The sequence below is a fragment of the Mesorhizobium sp. B2-5-3 genome (assembly GCF_006441005.1).
Lineage (GTDB): Bacteria > Pseudomonadota > Alphaproteobacteria > Rhizobiales > Rhizobiaceae > Mesorhizobium.
This window is the reverse complement of record NZ_VFUS01000005.1, coordinates 202,679-228,087: the sequence shown is the minus strand read 5'-3', so window position 1 is coordinate 228,087 and position 25,409 is coordinate 202,679. Positions and strand designations below refer to the sequence as shown.

Here is a 25,409-nt window from a genome sequence, read left to right as displayed (position 1 = left end):
TGGCTGACGGCGCCTTCCGCGCCGTGTGGCTTGACTCGATCTTCCCCGCGCCGAAGCCCTTTGTGACTTCGGCCCGGGCTTCCAGGCTTCGACGCTTACTGGAACACCTTGTCCGGCGCATCGAGGCTGTCTGAACCCTCAAAGGCGATGGCGTTGAGCTTCAGCGCGCCGACGGCGCGTTCGACCGATTTGGTCTGGTCGATCAGTGCGTCGATTGCCGCCTGCACCGTGGCGTTGCCCTCGGTGTTGCCTTCGGCGATCTGCTGGTCGTAAGCCTCGCCGCCTTCGGCGCGGGCCTTGATCGCCTCCATCTTGGCGACGGTGACATCGAGCTTGTCAGACAGTTCCTTGTCGATGGCCGGATCAGCCGCCTTGACCATGTCCGCCACCGACGGCCCTGAAATAACGGTGCCGTCCAGCCTGGTGTAGCTGGCGTGATAGGCGGCGCGGATGCCGACGGCGTCATAGAGATGGGAATTGTAGGTATTGTCGGAGAAGCAGTCATGCTCCTCTTCCGGATCGTGCAGCAGCAGGCCGAGTTTCATGCGCTCGCCGGCGAGTTCGCCGTAGGAGAGCGAGCCCATGCCGGTGAAGATGGCCGAAATGGCGGCGTTCGGCTCGCCGTCGACCAGGTTCTTGCGCGCAGCGCCGCCTTCCTTCCAGTCGCCGACCATCTCCTGGAGGTCGGACACCAAAAGCGTGCTGGCTGACTTCAGATATTCCGCGCGGCGGTCGCAATTGCCGCCGGTGCAGTTCTTGAGATCATAGTCGGTGTAGGGGCGCTCGCCGGCGCCCGGTCCGGTGCCGTGCAGGTCCTGGCCCCAGAGCAGGAACTCGATGGCATGGTAGCCGGTGGCGACATTGGCCTCCACGCCGCCCGCCTCCTGCAGCGTGCCGGCGAGGAATTCCGGCGAAAGCTTCGAGGCGTCGGCCTTCTTGCCGTTGATCTCGATCTCCTTGTTGGCGATCACATTGGCCGTATAGAGCGAATTCGCGTCGGATTCTGTGCCGTAGCTCTTGGCGACATAATCGATCAGGCCTTCGTCCAGCGGCCAGGAATTCAGCTTGCCTTCCCAGTCGTCGACGATCTTGTTGCCGAAGCGGTAGACCTCGGTCTGCTGGTAGGGAACGCGCGATGCCTTCCAGGCCTCGCGGGCGGCATTGAGCGTCTCGGCCGAAGGCTTGGCCAACAAGGTATCGACCGCCTTGTCGAGCGCCTGCGCGGTGGTCAGCGAATCCTCGTATTTGGCAAGCGCGATGTCGGCATAGGTCTTGATGACCGCCTTGGGATCGCTCTCGGCCTTGGCCGGCAGCACGAACACCGCCGCCGTCAGCAGCGCCGTGGCACTGATCGCCGCAAGCCTGCTGCCATGTCGTGCCGTCATTATCACTCTCCAGTTTTTCGGGAATTTTGTGAACGGCGCGCGCGACAACCGGCGCCAGGCCATGTGCAGGCCGTCATTCGCGGGGCACGCCGCGCTGTCGCGCGGATCGAAGAAGAAAGACACCAAAATGCCTCCAATCGAAAGGGTTCAAGGCCCAGACATCAAAGGGATGCGCCGATGCGCGAGGCCCCATAAAGCTTCAGGACCGATGGAAGTCAACGAAAATCGACAGGAAAACTCAATCGAAACAACAGTTTAGAATTATTCTAAACTGCGATAGTCAACTTTAGCCGCCTGCACCGTGTGCCGACTTCATCGCCGAACTGTCCGATTGACAGCCGCCGTTCCGGGTGCGACCCGCAAATGGCCTCTTGCGGCGGCGCCAGACAATTGCCACGTGGCGAGACATCCTAAAATCAAGCTTGGGATCGGAATGCGATGAAGAACGGCGTGGTCATTGTCGGTGCGGGACATGCGGGCGTGCAGGCGGCGGCAAGCCTGCGCGAGGACGGCTACGACGGGCTGATGATCCTCGTCGGCGACGAGAACGAACTGCCCTATCACAAGCCGCCGCTGTCGAAGACCTTCATCAAGGATGCCGAGGCCAAGCCGCAACCCTTGCGTGGCGAGGCATTTTACACTGGCAACGCCGTCGACTACCGGCCGGGCGTTCGGATCGACCGCATCAATGCCGGCAGTCGCCGTTTGGAGATATCAGGCGGCGGCGAACTTGCCTTCGATCATCTGATCCTCGCCACCGGCTCGCGCCCGCGCCTGCTGCCGCTGCCCGGCGCGGATCTGTCCGGTGTAGTGTCGCTGCGCTCGCTTTCCGATGCGCGGCTGATCCGGGACTTGAGCGCACGGAGCGAAGACGTCGTCATCCTCGGCGGCGGCTTCATCGGGCTGGAGATCGCGGCGACGCTGCGCGCGGCCGGCCGCACCGTAACGGTCGTGGAAGCGGTCGACCGGCTGCTTGGCCGCGCCGTGGCGCCGATCGTGGCGAGCCATGTCCGCCAACGGCTGGAAGCGACCGGCGTGCACATTCTCACTGGCACCACGATCGCAAGGCTCGAAGGCGAAAACGGCCATGTCACGGCAGCGATCACCTCGTCTGGCGAAAGGCTGCCGGCGCGCATGGTCGTCGTCGGCATTGGCGCCTTGCCCAACGTCGAACTGGCCGGGGAAGCCGGCCTCACCATCGCCAACGGCATTCGCGTCGACCACCAGATGCGCAGCTCGGTGCCGGAAATCCTCGCCATCGGCGACGCCGCCTCCTATCGACACTGGTTCACCGGCGGCGACGTGCGGCTGGAATCGGTACAGAACGCTACCGACCAGGCGCGGCTTGCCGCGCGCACCATAACGGGCCATGCCGACGCCTATTCGGCCGTGCCCTGGTTCTGGTCCGACATCGGCGACATGAAGCTGCAGATGGTCGGTCTGACATCCGGCGGCGACAGCCATGTCGTGCTGGGCGATCTCGCCGACAACAAGTTCTCGATCTACCATTATGCCGCAGACAGGCTGCTCGGCATCGAATCGGTCAACCGCCCCGGCGACCACATGCTCGGCCGCAAGATGCTCGGCGCCGGCTTCTCGCCGAGGCGGCAGACGGTGGCAGCGGGGCCGGACGGATTGAAAGCGGCGCTGGCCGCGTTCCAGAACAAAGAGTCAGCCGAGGCTAGTGCCTAAGATTGCCAATTTTTGCCATAGGCTATAAAATGCCTGATGAGCACCATGAACATCTCCCTGCCGGAAAGCTTGAAGCATTTTGTCGATCAGCAAGTGACCGATCGCGGCTATGGCACGAGCAGCGAGTATGTGCGTGAATTGATCCGCCGCGATCAGGATCGTCAGCTTCTGCGCGGTTTGCTCCTTGAGGGCGCATCGTCCGCCCCGGGCGCTCCGGTTGACGACGACTATTTCGCCGCGCTGCGGAAACGGGCGCAGGGCCAATAGAGTAAGTGCCCATAAAGGCGATCATTCCTCGAAAACTAGCCCTGCGGGATGTCGAGGATGCTGTCGATTACTATACGCGAGAAGCTGGTTCGCGCGCGGCATTGGGCTACATCGAGGAGCTTCAAAACGCCTACAAACTGCTAGCCAGCCGTCCGGCATCGGGCTCTCTGAGATATGGCTACGAAATTGGATTGCCTGGTCTGCGTAGCGTGCAAGTCAGTGGCTATCCATACCTGATTTTTTATCTTGAACAGACCGACCATATCGATGTTTGGCGGGTGCTGCACGCCAAGATGGACATTCCAGCCTGGTTACAGAATCCGAGCTCCTGACGGCACGTTCACCGGGCTCGGTGTAAGCCGTCAGGAGAAATGGGCGCCGGTCCTTCAGGCAGCGCGAACCTCGCGGATCGAGCTTTCCAGAATGTCGAGCGCCTCGGTCATGATGCCGTCCTGGATGGTGAGCGGCGCCAGGAAGCGGATGACGTTGCCGTGGACGCCGCAGGTGAGCAGGATCAGCCCCTTGTCGAGTGCCTTCAGCCTGACCGCATTGGCCATCTCCGCCGATGGCAAGCCCTTCCTGACGTCGTTGAACTCGACCGCGTTCATGAAACCGGGGCCACGGATGTCGACGATTTCCGGGACGTCGTCGCGGATCGATCCCAGACGCTGCTTCAGCCTGGCGCCGAGCGAGTTGGCGCGGTCGCACAGCTTCTCTTCCTCGATCACGTCAAGCACCGCGTGCGCGGCGGCAACGCCGATCGGGCTGCCGCCATAGGTGCCGCCCAGCCCGCCCGGGCCAGGCGCATCCATGATCTCGGCTCGGCCGGTGACCGCCGCCAGCGGAAAGCCGCCGGCCAGGCCCTTGGCCATGGTGGTGATGTCGGCGGTCACCTCATGATGCTCCATGGCAAACATCTTGCCGGTGCGGGCAAAGCCGGTCTGCACCTCGTCGGCAATGAGCAGGATGCCGTGCTGATCGCAGATCTTGCGCAGCGCGGTCATGAAATCGCGCGGCGCCTCGTAGAAACCGCCCTCGCCCTGCACCGGCTCGACGATGATGGCCGCGACCCTGGCCGGATCGACGTCGGCCTTGAACAGGCGATCGAGCGCGGCAAGCGAATCAGCCACCGACACGCCGTGCAGCGGCACCGGGAACGGGGCGTGGAAAACGTCGGCCGGCATGGCGCCGAAGCCGACCTTGTAGGGCACGACCTTGCCGGTCAGCGCCATGCCCATGAAGGTGCGGCCATGGAAGCCGCCGGCAAAGGCGACGACGGCCTGGCGGCCGGTTGCATTGCGGGCGATCTTGATGACGTTCTCGACCGCCTCCGCGCCGGTGGTGACGAAGATCGTCTTCTTCTCGAACTTGCCCGGAAGTATGCCGTTCAGCCGCTCGGCCAGCCGTACATAGCTCTCATAGGGCACCACCTGGTGGCAGGTGTGGGTGAAGCGGTCGAGCTGCGCCTTGACCGCCTCGATGACCTTGGGGTGGCGATGGCCGGTGTTGACGACGGCGATGCCGGAGGAGAAATCGATGTAGCGGCGGCCCTCGACATCCCAGATCTCCGAGTTCTCGGCCCGGTCGGCGTAAATCTGCGTGGTCATACCGACACCGCGCGAGATCGACTGGCTCTTGCGTTCGGAAATGGCTGAGTTCTTCATGATGTCCCTCATAGGGCCGGCGCCCGTTCTGCTTGATCAGATGTCTTCTGGGCTTATTTCATGCTTTCCTCAAGTCGGCACCGCCGGCAGGCGATTGGGCCTGAGGTATCGCGCCTGACCAGCCGGCGATATCCGTACCAGGGCAACGGACTGCGTTAACGGGTTCGGAGCCTTCGCGGCGCGCTGTTGAGGATCATTGAACGGAAAAACCCGCCTGTGCGGCGGGTCCCTGGCGCAACTCAGCACCATATCCAAATATCTATCATAGTTGCCTTCACCTCGTCAAGGAAAAAATTCCTATTACGAAAAGCTGCCCGGCCGGGACCGGCCGTCGTCAGGCCTTTGCAAACCCGAGTCGGATCACTGGTACGGGTACGAGTCCGGTTTCCTTTTTCGGGAGATCGACTATCGTGCCGGGATCCGCGAGGCATCGCGATCGGCGAGCGGCCCTGCGGCTGAGGGAGCCCATGAGCAGGAACGCGACATCGTCCGTCTCGCCGCCATCGGCCAAACCTTCCAATTTTTTGACTTTTTCCATCGGCGTAGCGCTTTTCACTTGCACGGCCGCCCTGCTTTTGGCCGGCTGCCAGAAACAGGAAGCGGCGGAAAAAAAGCTGCCGATCATGGTGCGCACCGAGACCGTGGCGATGGCCGACTATGCGCCGAGAACCGCGCTGACCGGGGTGATCGCGGCGCGTACGCTGAATAATCTGTCGTTCCGGGTCGGCGGCCGCGTCGCCGAACGGCTTGCCGATGTCGGCCAGCATGTCGACAAGGGCGCGGTGCTTGCCCGCATCGACCCGCAGGAGCAGGAATCCGATTTGCGCTCGGCGCAGGCCGATCTCGACGCGGCGCAAGCGCAGTTGACCCAGTCCGCCGCCGCCTTCGAGCGGCAAAAGACGCTGCTTGCCCAGGGTTACACCACCAGGCGCGACTATGACGCCGCCGATCAGGCATTGAAGGTGGCGCAAGGCAGCCTCGACGCGGCGCAGAGCGCGCTCGCCAATGCCAAGCAGAACCTGTCCTTCACCGAACTCAAGGCTGGCGCCGCGGGCGTCATCACCGCCCGCCAAGTCGAAACCGGCCAGGTGGTGCAGGCTGCGCAGACCGTCTTCACCGTCGCCGAGGACGGCGACCGCGACGCGGTGTTCAACGTCCAGGAGACGTTGGTCGCCAGGACGCCGACCTCGCCGGCGGTGACGATTACGCTTCTGTCCGACCCGCAGATCAGGGCAACGGGCAAGGTGCGCGAAATCTCCCCGGCGGTCGATCCGGCGTCGGGCTCGATCAGGGTCAAGGTCGGCATTGCCGATACGCCCGCCGGCATGCCGCTGGGCGCGGCCGTCATCGGCTCGGTCGGCGCCAAACCGGCCAAGGCGATCCTGCTGCCCTGGCAGGCATTGACGTCCAGCGCCGGCAAGCCGGCGGTCTGGATCGTCGATCCCTCGACCGGTACGGTGACGATGGCACCGGTCGAGGTGCTGGCTTTCAATTCCGGCACCGTCGTCATCGCCAGGGGATTGGAGGAGGGCCAAAGCGTCGTCACCGCGGGCGGACAGCTGCTCAGTGCGGGTCAGAAAATCGAGATATCGGGAGCGGGCCAATGAGCCGGCTGCCGCGCCTCCTGCTTGGCGTGATAGCGCTTGGCGCGCTCGCCGCCTGCTCGAAATCGGAGGAGAAGCCGCCGGAGATCATCCGGCCGGTGCTGTCGGTGGTGGTCGAGCCGCGCATCACGCAGGTCTTCGGCTTCGCCGGATCGGTCGAGCCGCAGGTCAGCGCCGATCTCGCCTTTCGCCTGCTCGGCCGGGTCGTGTCCCGCGACGTCAATGTCGGCGACATCGTCAGCAAGGGCACGACGATCGCGGCACTGGACCCGACCGCCTTGGAGCTGTCCGTCCAGGCGGCCAAGGCCGAGCTCTCCAATGCCGAGGCACAGTTTGCCAACGCCGCCGCCAGCGAGGAGCGCCAGCGCCAATTGCTTGCCACCGCCAACACCACGCAAGCCGTGTTCGATGCCGCGCAGCAGGCGAGGAAGGCGGCCGAGGCCAGTGTCGAGCGGGCCAAGGCCTCGCTGGCCAAATCGCAGGAGCAGCTCGGCTATGCCAGGCTGTTCTCGGATTTCGACGGCGTCGTCACGGTTGTCGGCGCCGAGGTCGGCCAGACGGTCTCCCCCGGCCAGACGGTCGTCACCGTGGCGCGCTCGGACCCGCGCGAAGCGGTGGTCGATATTCCAGACCAGTTGACCGGCGATCTCACGGCCGGCACGCCGTTCCAGGTCATCCTGCAATCGCTGCCGACGATCCGGACCGAGGCCAAGCTGCGCGAGATCGCGCCGCAGGCCGAGGGCTCGACGCGCACGCGGCGCGTGCGGCTGACGCTTACCGATCCGCCGCAGGCCTTCCGGCTCGGCTCGACCGTGACCGCAACGCGCATGACCACGGTGGAGCCGACGATCGAACTGCCGCTGTCGGCGCTCTTCCAGAGGAACGGCTCCGACAGGGTGTGGATCGTCGATGCGCAGACATCGAGCGTGAGCACGCGCGAGATCAAGGTTGCCTCCAGGAACGGCGGAACCTTCACGGTGGCTCAGGGACTGGAAGCGGGAATGCGCGTCGTCACCGCCGGCGTCCACAGCCTGACCGAAGGCCAGAAGGTCAAACTGCCCGCGGGAGGGGCCTCATGAAGGGCTTCAACCTCTCCGACTGGGCGCTCAACCACCGCTCGATGGTCTGGTATTTCATGCTGGTCTTCGTTGCGGCCGGCATCTTCTCCTACCTCAACCTCGGCCGCGAGGAAGACCCCGCCTTCACCATCAAGACCATGATCATCCAGGCCAATTGGCCCGGCGCTTCGGTCAAGGAGACGGTGCAGCAGGTGACCGACCGCATCGAGAAGAAGCTCGAGGAACTCGACAGCCTCGACTACACCAAATCCGTCACCACAGCCGGCCAGACCGTCATCTTCGTCAACCTGAAGGACACTACCAAGGCGCGCGACGTCGTGCCGAACTGGATTCAGGTGCGCAACATGGTCAACGATATCAAGGCGCAGTTCCCGCAAGGCGTCCAGGGACCGTTCTTCAACGACCGTTTCGGCGACGTCTATGGCAACATCTATGCCTTCACGTCGGACGGGCTGACGCCGCGCCAGCTGCGCGACTATGTCGAGGATGTCAGGACAAAAATCCTGACCGTGCCGAATGCCGGCAAGGTGGACCTGGTCGGTGCCCAGGACGAGGCGATCTACCTTGAATTCTCGACCCGCCAGATCGCGGCCCTCGGCCTCAACCAACAGGCGATCGTGGCAAGCCTGCAAGCGCAGAACGCGATCACGCCGTCGGGCGTCATCCAGTCCGGCCCGGAACGCATCAGCGTGCGGGTCGGCGGCCAGTTCACCTCCGAAGACAGCCTTCGCGCGATCAATCTTCGCGTCAACGACCGCTTCTTCCGGCTGAGCGACGTGGCGACGATCACGCGCGGCTATGCCGATCCGCCAACGGCACTGTTCCGCTTCAACGGCCAGGACGCGATCGGGCTTGCCATCGGCATGAAGCCCAACGCCAATCTGCTCAAATTCGGCGAGGCGCTGCATGAGGCGATGAACAAGGTGCTGGCAGACCTGCCGGTCGGCGTCGGCGTGCATCTGGTCGCCGACCAGCCGGTCATCGTCGAGGAAGCGGTCTCGGGCTTCACGCGCGCCTTGTTCGAGGCGGTGGCCATCGTGCTGGCCGTGTCCTTCATCAGTCTCGGCATGCGCGCAGGCTTCGTCGTCGCGCTGTCGATCCCGCTGGTGCTGGCCATCACCTTCACGGTCATGTCCTATCTCGGCATCTCGCTCCAGCGCATCTCGCTCGGTGCGCTGATCATCGCGCTCGGGCTTCTGGTCGACGACGCGATGATCGCGGTCGAGATGATGGTGGCGCGGCTGGAGGTCGGTGATAGCCTGCGCAAGGCGGCGACCTATGTCTACACATCGACCGCCTTCCCGATGCTGACCGGCACGCTGGTGACCGTCGCGGGCTTCATTCCGATCGGCCTCAACAACAGCGCCGCCGGCGAATACACCTTCACCCTGTTCGTCGTCATCGCCGTGTCGCTGCTGGTGTCGTGGATCGTGGCGGTGCTGTTCGCGCCGCTGCTCGGCGTCACCATCCTGCCGGCGGCGATGAAGACGAAGCATCACGACCAGCCGGGCCGCTTCACCTCGCTGTTCCGGCGTGCCCTTGTCGGCTCGGTGCGCCATCACTGGCTGACCATCATCGCCACGGTGCTGTTGTTTGCCGCCTCGATCGCCGGCTTCGGCCTGGTGCAGCAGCAGTTCTTCCCGCCATCGGACCGGCCGGAGCTGATCGTCGACTGGAACCTGCCGCAGAATTCCTCGATTGCCGACACGCGCGAGCAGATGGAGCGGTTCGAGCAGCGGGCGCTGGTCGGCAATCCCGACATCGACCATTTCTCGTCCTATATCGGCCAAGGCGCGGTGCGCTTCGTGCTCGCCTATGACGTGCAACCGGCCAATCCCTATTTCGGCCAGACGGTCATCGTCACCAAGAGCATCGAGGCGCGCAACCGGGTGAAGCCGGCGCTGGAAAAGCTGCTGCGCGAGGAATTCGTCGGTACCGACGCCTTCGTCAAGCTGCTCGAACTCGGACCGCCTGTCGGCCGCCCCGTGCAGTACCGCGTCGGCGGGCCCGACATCCAGACGGTGCGCTCGCTGGCGCAGCAATTCGCCGGCGTGATTTCAGCCAATCCCAAGCTCGCCGCGCCGACCTTCGACTGGAACGAGCCGCAGCGCGTGCTCAGGGTCGACGTGCTGCAGGACAAGGCGCGGCAGCTCGGCATCACCTCCTCCGACATCGCCAGCGCGCTCAACAGCACCGTCGGCGGCGCCACCATCACGCAAGTGCGCGACGCCACCTACCTGATCAACGTCGTGGCGCGCTCGCGCGAGGCCGAACGCGGCTCGATCGAGACTTTGCAGAACATGCAGCTGCCGACCAGCACCGGCGAGGCCATCCCGCTCGCGGCGGTGGCCAACTTCCGCTACGAGCTCGAACAACCGACGGTATGGCGGCGCGACCGCATCCCGACCATCACCGTGCGGGCCGGCCTGGTCGGCGACGTTCTGCCGGCAACAGTGGTCAACGAATTGAAGCCATCGGTCGATGGCTTCATCGCCAAGCTGCCGCCGGGCTATTCCGTCGAGACCGCCGGCTCCGTCGAGGAAAGCGCCAAGAGCCAGGGGCCGATCGCCGCCGTCGTGCCGCTGATGCTGTTTGTGATGGCAACCATCCTGATGGTCCAGCTGCAGAGCTTCCAGCGCCTGTTCCTGGTCGTTGCGGTGGCGCCGCTCGGGTTGATCGGCGTGGTGGCGGCCCTGGTGCCGAGCGGCGCGCCGCTCGGCTTCGTCGCCATCCTCGGCGTGCTTGCCCTGATCGGCATCCTGATCCGCAACTCGGTCATCCTGATCGTGCAGATCGAGGACCTTGTCGCGGAGGGCAAGGACCGTTGGGCCGCCGTTATCGAGGCGACCGAACACCGGATGCGGCCGATCGCGCTGACGGCCGCCGCCGCCAGCCTGGCGCTGATCCCGATCGCGCGCGAAGTGTTCTGGGGACCGATGGCCTACGCGATGATGGGTGGCATCATCGCGGGTACTGCGATCACGCTGCTGTTCCTGCCGGCGCTTTACGTGACGTGGTTCAGGATCAAGGAGCCGAAGCGAGGGCAGGAAAGCACTGCGCCGGCCGATGATGCCATCCCGGAAAGCGGCAGGGCCTGAAGACAAGGGGCGATCAGCGTCGCGTTGAAAGTTCAGCTACACTCTCACAAACCCGTCGCTGGCCCGCAAGAGATTGCGCGTGTAATCCTTCGTCACGCGGCGTTCGACCAGGTCATCCGCCGTCAAATTTTCCACCGCCTCGCCGCTTTGCATCACCATCAGGCGCTCGCACATATGGGTGATGATGGCGAGGTCGTGGCTGACCATCAGGAAGGTGAGCTTGCGCCGCCGGCGTACTTCCTCGAGCAGGTTGAGCACCTCGGCCTGCACCGAGGCATCGAGCGCCGAGGTCGGCTCGTCGAGCAGCAGGATCGACGGTTCGAGGATCAGCGCGCGCGCGATCGCCACGCGCTGGCGCTGGCCGCCCGACAATTGATGCGAGTAGCGGAAGCGGAAGCCGTTGCCGAGGCCGACCTCGTCGAGCGCCCGCTGGATGCGCTTTTCCCCGTCGCCAAAACCATGGATGGCGAGCGGCTCCTGCAGCAGGCGGTCGATGGTTTGGCGCGGGTGCAGCGAACCGTACGGATCCTGGAACACCATCTGCACTTCGCGGTAAAAGGCCTTGTCGCGGCGCGCGCCGAGCTTCTTGCCGTTGACCGCGATGCTGCCCGAAGCGACCGGCGCAAGGCCGGCGATCGCCCTGAGCAGCGTCGATTTGCCGGAGCCGGATTCACCGACCAGGCCGAAGGATTCGCCCGGCTGCACGTCCAGGCTGACGCCCTTCAGTGCGCGAAAGCGGTCGAAGATGACCTCCAGCCCGTCGACGGCAATTGCTGACGTCATGCCGCCCACTCCGGCTTGCGGTCGAGCACCGGCAGCGGGTGACGATCGGCGCCGATCTTGGGCATGCAGTTGAGCAGGCCGCGCGTGTAGGGATGCTGGGCGCGACCGAGTTCGGAGGCCTTGAGCTGCTCCACCACCTTGCCGGCATACATGACGATGACGCGGTCGCAAAAGGACGAGACCAGGCGCAGATCGTGCGAGATGAAGATCAGCCCCATGCCGCGCTCGCCGACCAGCCGGTCGAGAATGCCGAGCACGTCGAGTTGCACGGTGACGTCGAGCGCCGAGGTCGGTTCATCGGCTATCATCATTTCCGGCCCGGCGATCAGCATCATGGCGATCATGGCGCGCTGGCCCATGCCGCCGGAGACCTCGTGCGGATGCAGGTCGAAGACACGCCGGGGATCGCGGATCTGCACCGCCTCCAGCATGGCCAGCGCGCGCTCCCGCGCCTCGGCCTTGGAGACCTTCTCATGGGTGCGCAGCGTCTCGACGATCTGGCGGCCGATGCTCATCACCGGGTCGAGCGAATATTTCGGATCCTGCAGGATCATGGCGATGCGATTGCCCCGCAGCGCGCGGCGCTCGCGCGCCGAGACGCCGAGCAGGTCGATGCCGTCGAAGGCCAATTTATTGGCTGATATCCGCGCCTGTGGCGGCGTCAGCCCCATGATGGCACGGCCGGTCTGCGACTTGCCCGAGCCGCTCTCGCCGACAATGCCCAGCCTTTCGCGGCCGAGCGAGAAAGAGACGCCGCGCACGGCCTCGATCAGCCCGGTGCGCGTCGGGAAGGTGACGCGCAGATCGTCGACTTCGAGCAGAGTCTTGCTGTCAGCGTTCATTGGTCGCCGCTCCGGGGGTCGAGCGCGTCGCGCAGGCCGTCGCCAAGCAGGTTGAAGCCGAGGCTGACGATCAGGATGGCGAAGCCAGGCGCGCCGGCCACCCACCATTGGTCGAGCACGAAACGGCGGCCCGAAGCGATCATCGTGCCCCATTCGGGCAGCGGCGGCTGCGCGCCGAGCCCGAGGAAGCCGAGGCCGGCGGCGGTGAGGATGATGCCGGCCATGTCGAGCGTCACGCGGATGATCAGCGAGGAGATGCAGAGCGGCATGATGTGGCGCAGCACGATGCGGAAGGGCGAGGCGCCCATCAGTTCCACCGCCTTGATGTAATCGGAATTGCGCACGGTCAGCGTTTCGGCACGCGCGATGCGGGCATAGGGCGGCCAGGAGGTGATGGCGATGGCGAGCACCGCGTTCTCGATGCCGGGGCCGAGGGCCGCGACGAACGCCAGCGCCAGGATCAGCTTGGGGAAAGCGAGGAATATGTCGGTGATGCGCATCAGTATGGCGTCGGTCCAGCCGCCGGCATAGCCGGCGACGGTGCCGACCACGAGGCCGATGGGGGCGGCGATGATGGCGACCAGGATAACGACATAGAGCGTCCAGCGCGAACCGTAGAGAATGCGCGAGAGTATATCGCGGCCGAGATCGTCGGTGCCGAACCAGTGCTCAGCGCTTGGCGCCAGCAGGCGCGCATTTTTCAGATCGCCGAAAGTCGGCGAATAAGGCGCCAGCACCCCGGCAAGGGCGGCAATGACCAGCAGCGCGATGATGATGAGCAGGCCGAGAAAGGCCAGCCGATTGGCGGAGAAACGCCGCCACGCGACATAGGCGCGGCCGAGCCTTGCCTGCATGCGTGAGGCCGGTCGCTCCGATAGCAACCATTGGCGGCGGGAGAGGGGGGCGGCGTCGGAGGCGGTCATGACGATGCCTCTTGGCGCTGTCGACCCCCACTCCGGTCTGCTTCGCAGACCATCTCTTCCTCGTTCAACGGGGGAGAGGAAAGGTGGCCCGAAGGGCCGGGGTGGGCCGCAGCCGAGCCTGAAAGTGGGATTCCTCTGCTCATCTTACCTTGGTCCTCGGGTCGAGCACGCGGTAAAGCAGGTCGGACAGAAGATTGATGGCTATGAACACCGAGCCGATGACGATGGTGCCGCCGAGCACCGCGTTCATGTCGGCATTCTGCAGCGAATTGGTGATGTAGAGGCCGATGCCGGGCCAGGAGAAGACCGTCTCGGTCAACACCGAACCTTCGAGCAGCCCGGCATAGGAGAGCGCGATCACTGTCACCATCGGCACGGCGGCATTGCGCAATGCATGAGCCCAGATGATGCGGGTTTCCGACAGGCCCTTGGCGCGCGCGGCGACGATGTATTCCTGGGTGAGTTCGTTGAGCATGAAGGAGCGCGTCATGCGGCTGATATAGGCGAGCGAGAAATAGCCGAGCAGCGAGGCCGGCAGGATGATGTGGCGGAAGGCGTCCCAGAAGACATCCCACTGCCCCTGCATCGCCGAGTCGAGAAGGTAGAAGCCAGTGATCGGCGTGAAGGTGTATTCGTAGACGACGTCGAGCCGTGCCGGGAAAGCAACCCATTGCAGCTTGGCGTAGAACAGGACGAGCCCGAGCAGGCCAAGCCAGAAGATCGGCACGGAATAGCCGATCAGGCCGATGACGCGGACGACCTGGTCGATGAGGCTGCCGCGCCTGACGGCAGCCAGCACACCCAGCGGCACGCCGAACAGCGCGCCGATCAGTGTCCCCAACGTCGCCAGTTCCGTCGTTGCCGGAAGGGCGCGGCGGATGTCGGTCATGACCGGATTGGTGGTCAGCACCGAGGTGCCGAAATCACCATTGAGAGCATTTTTGACGTAAATATAGAACTGCTCGATCAGCGGCAGGTCGAGACCCATCTCGCGGCGCGTGCGCTCCACGACATTGGCCGGCGCCCGGTCGCCGAGCACGGCCAATACCGGGTCGATGGGGATGACGCGGCCGATGAAAAAGGTCACCGCGAGCAGACCGAGATAGGTCGTGATCGCGATCACCAGGAAGCGGCCGATCGATGAGAAAATGGTGACGGCGCGGGCGCTGCCGCGCCCTGCCGCCGCCTGATTTTCAGCTACGCTCATCCGCCGGCGCTATTCCTTGGAAACCGGCCCAACGAAATTGGTGTCGAAGCTCGGGCCGAGCGCGAAACCCTTGAGGTTCTTGCGCAACCCGGCGACTTCCAGCTGCTGATGGATGATGACGAAGGGACTGGTGTCGAGGATCTTCTGCTGCAGATCCTTGTACATGTCGGCGCGCTTGCCCGAATCCTTCTCCAGCAAAGCGGCTTCGGTTTGCTTGGTCAGGTCCGGAATATCCCAGGCGTTGCGCCAGGCCAGCGTCTTGGACTTGCCCTCATCCGAATTGTCCGGGTTCGAGGCAAAGGTCTGGGCATTGGAGTTCGGATCGAAATAGTCCTGGCCCCACTGACCGATATAGATGTCGTGGTTGCGGGCGCGGTACTTGGTCAACGTCTGCTTGCCGTCGCCGGGAATGATCTCAAGCTTGATACCGGCCTGGCCGAGCGTCTGCTGGATCGATTCCGCCATGCCGGTTGTCGGCTGGCCGGTGCGCACATCCATGGTCACGCTGAAGCCGTCGGGCAGGCCTGCCTTGGCCAGCAGTTCCTTGGCCTTGGCGACGTCGAGCTTGAACGGGTTCTTGTCCAGTTCTCCGAGCACGCCCTTGGGCAGGAAAGTCTGGTGGATTTCACCGATGCCCTTGAGGATGGTCGAGCTCAGCGCGTCATAGTCGACCAGATATTTGAAGGCCTGGCGGACTTCGGGCTTGGCGAGGTTCTGGTTCTTTTGGTTGAGGCTGATGTAGTAGACAGTGCCCTTCGGCGCACTGGTTGTGGTGAGGTCGGCGTTCTTGGCAATGGCGTCGAGGTCGTTCGGCTCAAGATTGCGGGCGACGTCGATGTCGCCGGCCTCAAGCGCCAGGCGCTGTGCCGAGCTTTCCTTCATGTTGCGGTAGATGACGCGAGCAAGCTTGGCCTTTTCGCCGTAGTAATTGTCGTTCCGTTCGAGCACGACGGCCTCGTTGGCGCGCCACTCACGCAGCTTGTAGACGCCCGAGCCGGCATAGCCAGTCTTCAGCCAGGCATTGCCGAAATCATTGTCCCATTTGTAGTCGGCGCTCGGCGTGACCGCCGCGACATGTTCCTTGACCAGCTTGGCGTCGACGACCGAGGCGACGGTGGCCGACAGGCAGTTCAACACGAAGCTCGGCGCATAGGCCTTGTCGACGATGAACTGGAAGGTGGTGTCATCGACCGCCTTGGCCTTTTCGGCGACATTGTCGCCGCTGATCCCGAACTGGTCGATGATGAAGGCCGGGCTCTTGTCCAGCTTGACGGCGCGTTCGAACGAATAGGCGACGTCGGCCGCGGTGATCGGGTTGCCCGAGGCGAATTTCAGGCCGGGCTTGAGCTTGAACGTGTAGGTCAGGCCATCGTCCGAGACGGTCCAGCTTTCGGCGAGGTCGCCCTTGACCTTGGAGGTGTCGCTGAGGTCGAGCCGGACCAGCAGGTCATAGGTGTTGCCGGTGACCTCGGCGGTCGACAGCTCGAATGCCTCGCCCGGATCCATGGAGATGATGTCATCGATGGCGAAGCCTTCGACCAGCGTGTCGGCTGGCGTGACCGCGCCAGCCGGCGCTCCCGCCAGAAGCAGCGCCGACATTGCGGCACCCGCAAGCAGAATGCGGGATCGTAGAGCAAGCTTTTCCATCATCATGGTGATTGTTCCCTGTTTTGTTGACCTGAGTTCCCGGCTCAGGGTTGCGGTGTTTTTCCAGGCCGACAAGGGCCCCCTTTGACCACTTACCGTCGTGGTTTTTGTCCAGTTGGTCAACAGCATATCCGGCGGCCTCGCGGCGGGCAACGAGCATTTATGCGTCGGCTCACTGGATCATAGTGGCAGGCGGGCGAGCCGGAGCATGCGAAGGCCAACAGAGGCCCGCATTCGAGAAAAAACCCTGACGTGGGAGTTACTTCAGAGCAGCGACCAGGCCGGCATCGGGGAAGCAGGTGGCGGGCTTGCCGTTCTTTTCCTGCCAGGCGCCGATCGAGCGGCGGGTCTTGAAGCCGGGCAGTCCGTCGGCACTGCCGACATCATAGCCCTTGGCCTCCAGCGCCCGCTGCAGGGCGGCGATGTCGGAGCGGTGGAGGTCACCGACCGCACCCCAGCTGCCGGAAAAATTCGCATCGCCATGGGCGATGCGGTCGGCGCCATGGCCGATGAAGAGGGCATAGAGGTCGCTGGTGTTGTATTGCTTCAGCACGTAGAAATTGGGCGTGGCGATGAAGGCTGGGCCGCTGCGGCCGGCCGGCATCAGCAGGAAGCCCTCGGCCTTCAGCTCGCTCGCCGGGAATGCCTTGCCGCCGACACGCTTGATGCCCATTGCGGCCCATTGCGAGATTGTCTTGCCCTGGTCGGGGCCTTCGAGCGAACAGGAGACGCTCTCGGGCACGGTCACCTCGAAGCCCCAGCCACGTCCCCTCACCCAGCCATAATGGACGAGATAGTTGGCGATCGAGGCGAGCACGTCAGGCGTCGAGCTCCAGATGTCGACACGCCCGTCGCCATCGAAATCCACCGCATGCTTGAGAAACGATGTCGGCATGAACTGCGGTTGGCCGAGCGCGCCGGCCCAGGACGATTTCATCGCATCCACCGGGGCCAATCCGCGCTGGACGATCTCGAGCGCCGCCAGCAGCTCGGTGCGGAAGAAGTCCTTCCTCGTCGACATGAACGCCTTGGTGCCCAGCACCTCGAAGGCGTCGTAAGGCATCTTCGCCGCGCCGAACCCTGTTTCGCGGCCCCAGATCGCCAAAAGGACCTCGCCCGGCACGCCATAGCGCTTTTCGATCGCGGCGAGTGTCCTGGCGTTGGCCGCCTCGCGCGTCCGCCCGCCCGATGTGACCGCGCGGATGGTCTTCTCGGCGAAATAGGCGCCGGGCGAGCCGAACTCGGCCTGATGCTGCTTCTGCGGCGTCTTCGGCTTCTCGCCGGGCATGACAAGATCGGGCAGCTTGAGATTGGGTTTGACGCCGTCGAAAGCGGCATCGAAGGTCTGCTTGGAAATGCGCTTTGCCTTGGCGTCAGGCCACAAATCGTTCCGCAGCCAGGCGCGGAACTGGTTGTCGACTTTGGCGGCCGGGGCGGGGGTGGAGAGGAACAGTGCAGCCAGTATCGCCAGGAAAAACGCAAAGCAGAACTTGCGGAGGCCGCGTTCCTTGGCGCCCCCCTCTGGCCTGCCGGCCATCTCCCCCTCAAGGGGGGAGATCGACTGTTGTCTCTGCCTTCGCCAAACACCGCCGTTGAAAAGGAGATGCCGGCTGCGAAATTGCCAATCTCCCCCCTTGAGGGGGAGATGTCCGGCAGGACAGAGGGGGGCGCCACGGAACGCCAACTTTTGAGGATGCGGGATCATCGTGACAAGCATCCTTCCCCGCAATCGCGTCAAAACGCCGTCCTGGAGCGCAGCGCTGCCGCCAGCGTGCCTTCGTCGAGATAATCGAGTTCGCCCCCGACCGGCACGCCGTGGGCCAGCCGCGTTATCTTCACCTCGAAACCGGACAATTGATCGGTCAGGTAATGGGCCGTGGTCTGGCCCTCCACCGTGGCATTGACGGCCAGGATGATCTCCTTGACCTCGCCGCCGGCGACGCGGTCGACCAATGAGCGGATGTTGAGCTGATCGGGGCCGATGCCGTCGAGCGGCGACAGCGTGCCGCCCAGCACGTGGTAGCGCACGTTCATCGCCGCCGCCCGCTCCAGCGCCCACAGATCAGAGACGTCCTCGACGACGATCAGCGTGCCGGCGTCACGGCGTGGATCGGTGCAGATCATGCAGGGGTCCGACGTGTCGACATTGCCGCAGGTCGAGCAGATGCGCACCTTGTCGGCCGCCTCGCCCATGGCGGCGGCGAGCGGCGACAGCAGTTGTTCCTTCTTCTTGATCAAATGCAGCGCGGCGCGCCTGGCCGAGCGGGGACCGAGCCCCGGCACTTTGGCCAGGAGCTGGATCAGGCGTTCGATCTCGGGACCCGCGATTCGCTTGGACATTGCCCTGATCTAGAGCAATTCCGCGAAAAGTGCGAAGCGGTTTTGCGTCCGGACCGCGTCTCCAACCAGCACCGGCAGGCCGTCAAGTGCGGCCCGCCTCAGTTGGTTTCGAGCGGACGGCTCTGGCTGACGATCATCGCGCCGATGGCATCGGTGTTCTCAGGCGTCGACTGGAATCCCATCGCCGCTTCCTGCGGCGCGCCCTGCACCGAGGAAATGACCTTCGTGTTCAAGGTCCCGCCAAAACGAGCGGCGTCCGGTTCCTCCATCGGCTCCTGCATCGCCACCATCGTCGGCTTTTCCTGGACGCGCGCAGACTTTGCGGCCGGCGCAGCCGATGCCGTCACGTAGGTCTGCTGGGCCGCCTTGCCGGAGCGCACCGGCTCCGCCGCGGCAGTCACGTAGGCCGCAGCGGTGCGATCGGATGTCTTGGCCGCCGGCTCGGCGAAAGCGACGCGAGTCGCGGCAACTCCGGGCAAGGCTGATGGCTGCTCGGCCGAGGCGACCGCGACCGTCGGCTCGTCCGGCAGCGGCTGCCAGTTGCGGCCGCGCTTCTCGTAGAACGCATTGCCGCCGGCGACCATGGTGTAATGCATGTTCTTGTAGGGGAAGCGCAGGCCCGCGGTGTGGAAATACATCGTGTTCTTGAGCTTGGCCTTGCGCTCGCCCTTGAGCACGGCGTCGGCGGCTTCCTCGACATCGGGCATGGCACGCGAATTCATCGGCCTGGTCATGACGCCGGGCGCGAACTGGCCGCGCTCGCCCACCACCGCGCAGATGGTGTCGCCATGCTTGCCGGAGCGCAGCCGGTTCATCACGACAGTGCCGACGGCGATCATGCCATCGCGGCTCGACCGGTTGGATTCGAAGAACATCGCCCTTTCCAGGCATTCCCTGTCCTTCGGCGTGTGGTAGCCGCGAGAGCTCAGGAAACTCGGCGTGATGGCGTCGGTCAGGCTGGACATGCCGTGTGACGCGGTCTGGCTGCAAGCGGCCAGGAACAGGGGAGACGTGACGACGCCGAGCAACAGCGGCGTCTTCCATCGCGTGGCAATCAACAGGTAACCCTCTCACTTCGATGCCCGCCCCCAGGCTGCGGCAAGAATGAGACACTTTCGGGCAAAATGATGGCTAAAACGTTATTGGTGAGATGCTGTTGCCAAACTGGCACAGTTACGTGGCAAGATCCGGGCTTCAAGCCTTTGTTTTATGCACGCCCTTGTCCAGGCTGAGACCGCTTTTGGACAACATGCATTATCGCCCGGCTGAAATCGCTGCCGGCCGTCCTGGCTCAATTTCTTCGAATTTCTCCGAGAACAGCCCGCGCTTCAGGAACAATGCTCGCGCATTGCGGGCGACCGGCGCGATCTTTCCCGGCCAGTCGCTGTCGATGAACTCGGACCTGGTGAAATCGGGGTTGGCCTCCCCGGCAGCCTCCAGGAAATCCGCGATCTCCAGCACGATGGCGCGTTCTTCCTTCGAGAGCGCCGAAGTGCCGGCTTCGATCGAGGGGCGATGCACGAAATCCTCGAACAGGTTGAAATAGCCCTTGATGCCGACGAGATCGACGCCGGCATCAGAATCGGCCAGGATTTCCAGGATCTCGTAGATCCTGTTGCGGATACGCTGCTCGATCAGCCTTTCGGACGGCTCTTCGGCCATGGCCAACTAGTCTTTGGCTTTATGCATGTCGTTATCCCCAAAACCGTCGCACACTCTTGGGCGACATGCATCTAGAACGGCAGTTTTATTCCCGGCGGAATCGGCAGGCCGGCGGTCAGCGCCTTGGTCTTTTCCTGCATGATCTGCTCGACCTTGGCCTTGGCGTCATTGTGAGCGGCCAGAAGCAGGTCTTCGAGGATCTCGACCTCATCCTCCTTGAACAGAGACGGGTCGATCTTCAGCGACTTCATCTCAAACTTGCCGGTCAACGTGACAATGACCAGGCCGCCGCCGGCCTGGCCGACGGCTTCGACCGTGGCGATCTCGTCCTGCATAGCCTGGAACTTGGCTTGCATTTCCTTCGCCTTGCCCATGAGGCCGAGAAGATCTTTCATGGTCCGATCCTTTGCAGAGTCGTGGTTTCGTCAGGGTTCGTCGTCGTCCGCCGGCGGCTCGACCGGCACTTCGGCTTCGACCGCGTCGGCTTCCGGCGCGTCGGGGATGCGCACGTCGATGATCCTGGCGCCGGGAAAACGCGCCAGGATGGCGGCGACCGTCGGATCGCTCTTGGCGTCGAGCAAAGCGTTCTCGCGCCTGGTCGATTCCATTTCGGCCAGCGTCTGGCCGCCCTCTTCCTTCGACAGCGACACCAGCCAGTTGCGACCGGTCCAAGCGCGCAGCTTGGTCGTCAAATCGTTGAGCAGCATTTTGGGCGCATCGTCGGTCAGGCTGACGTCGATGCGGCCGGGCTCGATGCGCACGAGGCGGATGCAGCGCTTGACCAGCACCTTGAAGGCGATGTCGCGCTGCGCGTCGGCAAGGGCGACAATATCGGCCAGCGATTTCAGCGGTATTGGCTGCGCCTCCGGCGCCGGCTGCACAGGCGCAATGAAGGCGGCCGGAGCGGGCGCGGCTTCCACCAGCCGCATGGTCTGCGCGCCGCCCGACCCGCCGGGCATGCGCGCCTGCGCCACTGCGCTGGCGCCGTTGCCACCCGGAGCGCCGCCATTACCGGGGCTCGCCGGCGCGCCGTTCGAACGCGGCGCGGCGCCCGGCGCCGGCAGGCCGTTCTCCAGCGATCTCAATGCCTCGTCCAGCGTCGGCAGGTCGGCCGCATGCGCCAGCCGGATCAGCACCATCTCGGCGGCACTTACAGGGCGGTTGGACGACTGCACCTCCGGGATGCCCTTGAGCAGCATCTGCCACGTCCGCGACAGCACCTTGATCGAGAGCGTCCGCGCGAAATCGGCGCCGCGCTCGCGCTCGTCCTGCGACAGCGCCGCGTCGTCGGCGGCGGCCGGAACGAAACGCAGCCGGGTGACGAGATGGTTGAATTCGGCAAGGTCTGTCAGCACGGCGGCCGGATCGGCGCCGGTGTCGTATTGCGCGCGCAATTCCGCCAGTGCCGCGGCAACGTCACCCTTCATGACATGTTCGAACAAATCGACGACGCGGGCGCGATCGGCGAGACCCAGCATCGCGCGCACGGCTTCGGCGCTGACCGCACCACCGCCATGCGCGATGGCCTGGTCGAAAATCGATTGAGCATCGCGCATCGACCCCTCGGCCGCGCGCGCGATCATCGCCAGCGCGTCGTCTTCCGCCTCGATGCCTTCCAGGCCCGCTATCCGGGCGAGATCAGCCTTCACCACAGCCGCATCGATGCGCCTCAGGTCAAAGCGCTGGCAGCGCGACAGCACGGTGATCGGCACCTTGCGGATTTCGGTGGTGGCGAAGATGAACTTGACGTGCGGCGGCGGCTCTTCCAGCGTCTTCAACAGGCCGTTGAAGGCCTGCGTCGACAGCATGTGCACTTCGTCGATGATGTAGACCTTGTAGCGGGCCGAGACCGGCGCGTAGCGCACCCGTTCGATGATGTCCCTGATGTCGTCGATGCCGGTGTGCGAGGCGGCATCCATCTCGATGACGTCGACATGGCGGCCTTCCATGATCGCCTGGCAGTGCTCGCCGAGCACGGCAAGGTCGACGGAAGGCTGGTCGATTGTTGCCGTTTTATAATTCAGGGCCCGCGCGAGAATGCGCGCCGTCGTGGTCTTGCCGACGCCGCGCACGCCGGTCAACATCCAGGCCTGGGCGATGCGGCCGGTGGCGAAAGCGTTGGTGAGCGTGCGCACCATCGGCTCCTGGCCGACCAGTTCGGAGAAATTCGCCGGACGGTACTTGCGCGCCAGCACGCGATAGGCGCCAGCCTTGCCTATCTCCAGGCTTTTTGGTCCCGAATTTCCGGCTTCGCTCATTCGCCCGCAAAACTCCAAATGGCCGCGCCAAAAGGCGGCCGATTCCTGCGCATAGTTTCGCCCGCGCTGCAATGCGTCGTCAACGTCGCGAGAAGGGCCGATGAGGTGGGAGGCTGGAACAATGACCCGTTCCGGGCTCGTTAGGGCTGCTTCCTTCCGGACCTGACCCGGTTGGCGAGTGGATCGTCCACCACCAACCTCCCGCCGTCCATATCGGCAATTCGGCGACGAAATGCAAGGGCGCAGGCAAATCGGCTGCACCAGCCACGAGATTCGCTTGCAGCCTCGATGCAGCCGCTCTAGCGTTCATGACTCTGAGGAAAACACCAAAAGCAAGGGAAACGCCGATGCTGCCGGGCCTGAAGGCCGGATTCACGCTGGATACCCGGCTGGAGGCGGACAGCGAGCAGTTGATGTGGCTTGGGCTGTGTGAACTGCGCGTGATGAACGACCGCCGCTGGCCATGGCTGCTTCTGGTGCCGCAGCGGCCGGGCGTGGAGGAAATCCACGACATGACGCCACTCGACCAGACAATGCTGACCTTCGAGACCAATATGGTGGCGCAGGCGCTGAAGAAGGTGACCGGCTGCACCAAGATCAACACCGGCGCGCTCGGCAACATCGTGCGCCAGCTGCACATCCACGTCATCGCCCGTTCGGAAGGCGATCCCGGCTGGCCCGGCCCGGTGTGGGGACACGGCCTGCGCGAGCCCTATCAGCGCTCCGAGCTGCGCCGGTTTGCCGAAACGATAAGGGCGGCGCTATAAGCCTTCCCGTGTCCATCCCGAACGTGTCCATCCCGAACGCCCAGAGTCCGCATGAGCTTTAGCCTGTTTGACGCGCCCTTGCGCGAGCCGAGCCAATTCGTCGGCTTCGCCGGCAACAGTATCGACCGACAATCCGAGGACCGCGCCGACGATTCGGTCGACAAAGCGCTCGCCGATCCTGGAACCAGGCTGCTTTTGATGCAGGGCGGCCGGCTCTACCTGAAGGTTCGTGACGGCAGCTTCGACCCCTGGTTCGGCGTCGCCGAAAGCCTGCCCTTCCAGACCTTGCCCGGCAGCGGCGTGCTGCTCGGATTCTCCGACCAGGGCCCGGTGCTGGCGGTGACCGCCGGCCTCGAGCCGGAACAGCTTCCCGAAACGGTCAAGGCCATCGACTACCGCTCGGTCTACATGCAAGGCCTGATCGACGAAGCGGCCGCCGGAGCGATGGCGCAGGGCGCCGCACTGCTCGCCTGGCACGCCAGCCATCGTTTCTGCAGCAAATGCGGGACCGAGTCACAAATGCGGGCCGGCGGCTACAAGCGCCATTGCCCGAATTGCGGCACCGAGCATTTTCCGCGCACGGATCCGGTGGCGATCATGCTGACGGCGACGCGCGAGAAATGCCTGCTCGGGCGCGGCCGGCATTTCGCGCCGGGCATGTACTCCGCCCTTGCCGGCTTCATCGAGCCGGGCGAGACGATCGAGGCGGCGGTGCGCCGCGAGACGCTGGAGGAGGCCGGCATCCGGCTCGGCCGCGTCGTCTACCACGCCAGCCAGCCCTGGCCATTCCCCTATTCGCTGATGATCGGCTGCTTCGGCGAGCCGCTCAATGAAGACATCCAGGCCGACCTCAACGAGTTGGAAGACTGCCGCTGGTTCTTGCGCGACGAGGTGCGCCTGATGCTGGCCAGGGAGCATCCGGGCAATCTGATCACGCCGCCGAAGGGAGCCATAGCGCATCACCTGATCCGCGCCTGGGTCGACAGCGAATAAGGGAAATCAGGAGAGGGAAATGATCCGCCATACCGTCGTGTTCACGCTGAAGCATCCGCCGCACTCGCTGGAGGAAAAAAGGTTCCTGGTCGACGCCAGGAAAATCCTCTCGGCGATCAGGGGCGTCACCCATTTCGAACAGCTGCGTCAGGTCAGCCCCAAGAACGACTACCAGTTCGGCTTCTCCATGGAATTCGCCGACCAGGCCGCCTATACCAGGTACAACGACCATCCCGACCACGTCGCCTTCGTGCGCGACCGCTGGATTCCTGAAGTCGAGACCTTCATGGAGATCGACTATGTGCCCCTTGGCTGGTAGCTCAATCCGCTACCTTCCACTGCTCGCGTGACTCACTCGCCGGATAGACGCCGAGGATCCGCACCTCGCGCGAGAAGAAGCGAAGCTCGTCCAGCGCCAGCTTGACCAGCGGATCGTCGGGGTGGCCCTCGATGTCGGCGTAGAACAGTGTCGCCGTGAAGGCGCCGAGTTGGTAGCTCTCGAGCTTGGTCATGTTGATGCCGTTGGTGGCGAAACCGCCCATCGCCTTGTAGAGCGCGGCCGGCACGTTGCGGACGCGGAAGATGAAGGTCGTCATCATCTTGGCGTCAGGCGACGGGCGTTCGGCCCACTGCTTGTTCTTGGTCAGGACGACGAAGCGCGTGACGTTGGAATCGGTGTCCTCGACATTCTCCTCGATGATGTCGAGGCCGTAGAGCGTGGCGGCCAATGCCGGGGACAGGGCCGCCATGGTGCGGTCCTTGACCTCGGAGACCATCTTGGCCGCGCCCGCCGTGTCGCCGGCGACAACCGCCTTCCAGCCATTTTTGCGGACGTATTTGCGGCACTGGCCGAGCGCATGGATGTGGCTGTGCACGGTTTTGATCTCGTCACGCCTCACACCTGGCAGCACCATCAGCTGGAAATGGATGGGCAGGAAATATTCGCCGATGATGTGCAGCCTCGATTCCGGCAGCAGATGGTGAATGTCGGCGACGCGCCCGGCGATGGTGTTCTCGATCGGGATCATGGCGAGATCGGCCTTGCCGGTTTCGACCGCGTTGAACGCATCCTCGAAGGTCGGGCACGGCAGCGGCTGCATCGAGGGATAGACGTTACGGCAGGCGGTGTCGGAATTGGCGCCGGGCTCGCCCTGGAAGGATATTCTGTTGGTCTTTTCAGGCATGGCCAATTCTCGTT

Annotated in this window: 23 protein-coding genes and 1 other RNA gene; 9 read left to right on the top strand and 15 right to left on the bottom strand. The window is 64.2% G+C overall.

Annotated features, from left to right (window positions below; genetic code table 11):
• Window positions 1-95 precede the first annotated feature (95 nt).
• On the bottom strand, window positions 96-1,385 hold the full coding sequence (locus FJ867_RS14005) for an imelysin family protein (RefSeq protein ID WP_140817664.1): 1,290 nt from the start codon (window positions 1,383-1,385) through the stop codon (window positions 96-98).
• Between the two features lie 438 nt (window positions 1,386-1,823).
• On the opposite strand from FJ867_RS14005, the gene FJ867_RS14000 reads away from it, so the two are divergent.
• The 3 genes from FJ867_RS14000 to FJ867_RS13990 are packed head-to-tail and all read left to right on the top strand — an operon-like array spanning window position 1,824 to window position 3,676.
• Window positions 1,824-3,077, top strand: coding sequence for an FAD-dependent oxidoreductase (locus FJ867_RS14000; protein WP_140817662.1), 1,254 nt, complete (start codon window positions 1,824-1,826; stop codon window positions 3,075-3,077).
• Window positions 3,078-3,113: 36 nt separating this feature from the next.
• Window positions 3,114-3,344, top strand: a complete 231-nt coding sequence (locus FJ867_RS13995) for a type II toxin-antitoxin system ParD family antitoxin (protein WP_140496834.1) — start codon at window positions 3,114-3,116, stop codon at window positions 3,342-3,344.
• An 11-nt stretch (window positions 3,345-3,355) separates the two neighbouring features.
• Window positions 3,356-3,676, top strand: coding sequence for a type II toxin-antitoxin system RelE/ParE family toxin (locus FJ867_RS13990; RefSeq protein WP_181168364.1), 321 nt, complete (start codon window positions 3,356-3,358; stop codon window positions 3,674-3,676).
• 54 nt (window positions 3,677-3,730) lie between these two features.
• Here FJ867_RS13990 and FJ867_RS13985 read toward each other — a convergent pair whose 3' ends face one another.
• Window positions 3,731-5,008: a 4-aminobutyrate--2-oxoglutarate transaminase gene (locus tag FJ867_RS13985; protein ID WP_140817659.1), complete on the bottom strand. Its 1,278-nt coding sequence runs from the start codon at window positions 5,006-5,008 to the stop codon at window positions 3,731-3,733.
• A gap of 467 nt (window positions 5,009-5,475) precedes the next feature.
• On the opposite strand from FJ867_RS13985, the gene FJ867_RS13980 reads away from it, so the two are divergent.
• The 3 genes from FJ867_RS13980 to FJ867_RS13970 are packed head-to-tail and all read left to right on the top strand — an operon-like array spanning window position 5,476 to window position 10,789.
• Window positions 5,476-6,615: an efflux RND transporter periplasmic adaptor subunit gene (locus FJ867_RS13980; protein WP_140817657.1), complete on the top strand. Its 1,140-nt coding sequence runs from the start codon at window positions 5,476-5,478 to the stop codon at window positions 6,613-6,615.
• Window positions 6,612-7,691, top strand: a complete 1,080-nt coding sequence (locus FJ867_RS13975; RefSeq protein ID WP_140817655.1) for an efflux RND transporter periplasmic adaptor subunit — start codon at window positions 6,612-6,614, stop codon at window positions 7,689-7,691. Before FJ867_RS13980 ends, FJ867_RS13975 begins: the two co-directional genes overlap by 4 nt.
• Window positions 7,688-10,789: an efflux RND transporter permease subunit gene (locus FJ867_RS13970; RefSeq protein ID WP_140817653.1), complete on the top strand. Its 3,102-nt coding sequence runs from the start codon at window positions 7,688-7,690 to the stop codon at window positions 10,787-10,789. The genes FJ867_RS13975 and FJ867_RS13970 overlap by 4 nt, the downstream gene beginning before the upstream one ends.
• A 36-nt stretch (window positions 10,790-10,825) precedes the next feature.
• Here the strand turns inward: FJ867_RS13970 and FJ867_RS13965 are convergent, their stop codons facing one another.
• The 12 genes from FJ867_RS13965 to ffs form a co-directional block, all read right to left on the bottom strand.
• The gene (locus FJ867_RS13965) at window positions 10,826-11,572 is read right to left on the bottom strand and encodes an ABC transporter ATP-binding protein (RefSeq protein ID WP_140738435.1); all 747 of its coding nucleotides are present in this window, start codon (window positions 11,570-11,572) and stop codon (window positions 10,826-10,828) included.
• Window positions 11,569-12,414 carry an ABC transporter ATP-binding protein gene (locus tag FJ867_RS13960; protein WP_140523825.1) on the bottom strand — a complete coding sequence of 282 codons (846 nt, stop codon included), beginning with the start codon at window positions 12,412-12,414 and terminating at the stop codon, window positions 11,569-11,571. The genes FJ867_RS13965 and FJ867_RS13960 overlap by 4 nt, the downstream gene beginning before the upstream one ends.
• On the bottom strand, window positions 12,411-13,337 hold the full coding sequence (gene nikC, locus FJ867_RS13955; protein WP_140664002.1) for a nickel transporter permease: 927 nt from the start codon (window positions 13,335-13,337) through the stop codon (window positions 12,411-12,413). Before nikC ends, FJ867_RS13960 begins: the two co-directional genes overlap by 4 nt.
• A 139-nt stretch (window positions 13,338-13,476) precedes the next feature.
• Window positions 13,477-14,544 (bottom strand): ABC transporter permease, encoded by a 1,068-nt coding sequence (locus tag FJ867_RS13950; RefSeq protein ID WP_140564874.1) that lies wholly within the window; start codon window positions 14,542-14,544, stop codon window positions 13,477-13,479.
• Between the two features lie 9 nt (window positions 14,545-14,553).
• Window positions 14,554-16,197, bottom strand: coding sequence for an ABC transporter substrate-binding protein (locus FJ867_RS13945; protein ID WP_140496855.1), 1,644 nt, complete (start codon window positions 16,195-16,197; stop codon window positions 14,554-14,556).
• A 253-nt stretch (window positions 16,198-16,450) separates the two neighbouring features.
• A complete protein-coding gene (locus FJ867_RS13940) occupies window positions 16,451-17,728 on the bottom strand; it encodes a lytic murein transglycosylase (RefSeq protein ID WP_140817651.1) in 1,278 nt (425 codons plus the stop codon).
• A 197-nt stretch (window positions 17,729-17,925) separates the two neighbouring features.
• On the bottom strand, window positions 17,926-18,531 hold the full coding sequence (gene recR, locus FJ867_RS13930) for a recombination mediator RecR (protein ID WP_140513120.1): 606 nt from the start codon (window positions 18,529-18,531) through the stop codon (window positions 17,926-17,928).
• A gap of 98 nt (window positions 18,532-18,629) precedes the next feature.
• A complete protein-coding gene (locus FJ867_RS13925) occupies window positions 18,630-19,589 on the bottom strand; it encodes a cell wall hydrolase (RefSeq protein ID WP_140556744.1) in 960 nt (319 codons plus the stop codon).
• 196 nt (window positions 19,590-19,785) lie between these two features.
• Window positions 19,786-20,193, bottom strand: a complete 408-nt coding sequence (locus tag FJ867_RS13920; RefSeq protein WP_140496863.1) for a hypothetical protein — start codon at window positions 20,191-20,193, stop codon at window positions 19,786-19,788.
• Window positions 20,194-20,264: 71 nt separating this feature from the next.
• On the bottom strand, window positions 20,265-20,588 hold the full coding sequence (locus FJ867_RS13915; protein ID WP_140817649.1) for a YbaB/EbfC family nucleoid-associated protein: 324 nt from the start codon (window positions 20,586-20,588) through the stop codon (window positions 20,265-20,267).
• Between the two features lie 30 nt (window positions 20,589-20,618).
• Complete coding sequence (locus FJ867_RS13910; protein WP_140559691.1) at window positions 20,619-22,451, bottom strand: DNA polymerase III subunit gamma/tau; 1,833 nt, start codon at window positions 22,449-22,451, stop codon at window positions 20,619-20,621.
• Window positions 22,452-22,556: 105 nt separating this feature from the next.
• Window positions 22,557-22,653: signal recognition particle sRNA small type (ffs, locus tag FJ867_RS13905), an RNA gene on the bottom strand.
• Between the two features lie 145 nt (window positions 22,654-22,798).
• Here ffs and FJ867_RS13900 point away from each other — a divergent pair.
• The 3 genes from FJ867_RS13900 to FJ867_RS13890 are packed head-to-tail and all read left to right on the top strand — an operon-like array spanning window position 22,799 to window position 24,530.
• On the top strand, window positions 22,799-23,218 hold the full coding sequence (locus FJ867_RS13900) for an HIT family protein (RefSeq protein WP_140556749.1): 420 nt from the start codon (window positions 22,799-22,801) through the stop codon (window positions 23,216-23,218).
• Window positions 23,219-23,269: 51 nt separating this feature from the next.
• Window positions 23,270-24,211 carry an NAD(+) diphosphatase gene (gene nudC / locus FJ867_RS13895; protein WP_140817647.1) on the top strand — a complete coding sequence of 314 codons (942 nt, stop codon included), beginning with the start codon at window positions 23,270-23,272 and terminating at the stop codon, window positions 24,209-24,211.
• A 19-nt stretch (window positions 24,212-24,230) separates the two neighbouring features.
• The gene (locus tag FJ867_RS13890; RefSeq protein WP_140496873.1) at window positions 24,231-24,530 is read left to right on the top strand and encodes a Dabb family protein; all 300 of its coding nucleotides are present in this window, start codon (window positions 24,231-24,233) and stop codon (window positions 24,528-24,530) included.
• Between the two features lies 1 nt (window position 24,531).
• Here the strand turns inward: FJ867_RS13890 and FJ867_RS13885 are convergent, their stop codons facing one another.
• Window positions 24,532-25,395, bottom strand: a complete 864-nt coding sequence (locus tag FJ867_RS13885; RefSeq protein ID WP_140817645.1) for a prephenate dehydratase — start codon at window positions 25,393-25,395, stop codon at window positions 24,532-24,534.
• Window positions 25,396-25,409 lie beyond the last annotated feature (14 nt).

Coding starts and splice junctions, on each gene's coding strand:
- FJ867_RS14005 (WP_140817664.1), bottom strand. CDS start 1,385: ATGACGGCACGACATGGCAGCAGGCTTGCGGCGATCAGTGCCACGGCG.
- FJ867_RS14000 (WP_140817662.1), top strand. CDS start 1,824: ATGAAGAACGGCGTGGTCATTGTCGGTGCGGGACATGCGGGCGTGCAG.
- FJ867_RS13995 (WP_140496834.1), top strand. CDS start 3,114: ATGAGCACCATGAACATCTCCCTGCCGGAAAGCTTGAAGCATTTTGTC.
- FJ867_RS13985 (WP_140817659.1), bottom strand. CDS start 5,008: ATGAAGAACTCAGCCATTTCCGAACGCAAGAGCCAGTCGATCTCGCGC.
- FJ867_RS13980 (WP_140817657.1), top strand. CDS start 5,476: ATGAGCAGGAACGCGACATCGTCCGTCTCGCCGCCATCGGCCAAACCT.
- FJ867_RS13975 (WP_140817655.1), top strand. CDS start 6,612: ATGAGCCGGCTGCCGCGCCTCCTGCTTGGCGTGATAGCGCTTGGCGCG.
- FJ867_RS13970 (WP_140817653.1), top strand. CDS start 7,688: ATGAAGGGCTTCAACCTCTCCGACTGGGCGCTCAACCACCGCTCGATG.
- FJ867_RS13965 (WP_140738435.1), bottom strand. CDS start 11,572: ATGACGTCAGCAATTGCCGTCGACGGGCTGGAGGTCATCTTCGACCGC.
- FJ867_RS13960 (WP_140523825.1), bottom strand. CDS start 12,414: ATGAACGCTGACAGCAAGACTCTGCTCGAAGTCGACGATCTGCGCGTC.
- nikC (WP_140664002.1), bottom strand. CDS start 13,337: ATGACCGCCTCCGACGCCGCCCCCCTCTCCCGCCGCCAATGGTTGCTA.
- FJ867_RS13950 (WP_140564874.1), bottom strand. CDS start 14,544: ATGAGCGTAGCTGAAAATCAGGCGGCGGCAGGGCGCGGCAGCGCCCGC.
- FJ867_RS13945 (WP_140496855.1), bottom strand. CDS start 16,197: ATGATGATGGAAAAGCTTGCTCTACGATCCCGCATTCTGCTTGCGGGT.
- FJ867_RS13940 (WP_140817651.1), bottom strand. CDS start 17,728: ATGGCCGGCAGGCCAGAGGGGGGCGCCAAGGAACGCGGCCTCCGCAAG.
- recR (WP_140513120.1), bottom strand. CDS start 18,531: ATGTCCAAGCGAATCGCGGGTCCCGAGATCGAACGCCTGATCCAGCTC.
- FJ867_RS13920 (WP_140496863.1), bottom strand. CDS start 20,193: ATGGCCGAAGAGCCGTCCGAAAGGCTGATCGAGCAGCGTATCCGCAAC.
- FJ867_RS13915 (WP_140817649.1), bottom strand. CDS start 20,588: ATGAAAGATCTTCTCGGCCTCATGGGCAAGGCGAAGGAAATGCAAGCC.
- FJ867_RS13910 (WP_140559691.1), bottom strand. CDS start 22,451: ATGAGCGAAGCCGGAAATTCGGGACCAAAAAGCCTGGAGATAGGCAAG.
- FJ867_RS13900 (WP_140556749.1), top strand. CDS start 22,799: ATGCTGCCGGGCCTGAAGGCCGGATTCACGCTGGATACCCGGCTGGAG.
- nudC (WP_140817647.1), top strand. CDS start 23,270: ATGAGCTTTAGCCTGTTTGACGCGCCCTTGCGCGAGCCGAGCCAATTC.
- FJ867_RS13890 (WP_140496873.1), top strand. CDS start 24,231: ATGATCCGCCATACCGTCGTGTTCACGCTGAAGCATCCGCCGCACTCG.
- FJ867_RS13885 (WP_140817645.1), bottom strand. CDS start 25,395: ATGCCTGAAAAGACCAACAGAATATCCTTCCAGGGCGAGCCCGGCGCC.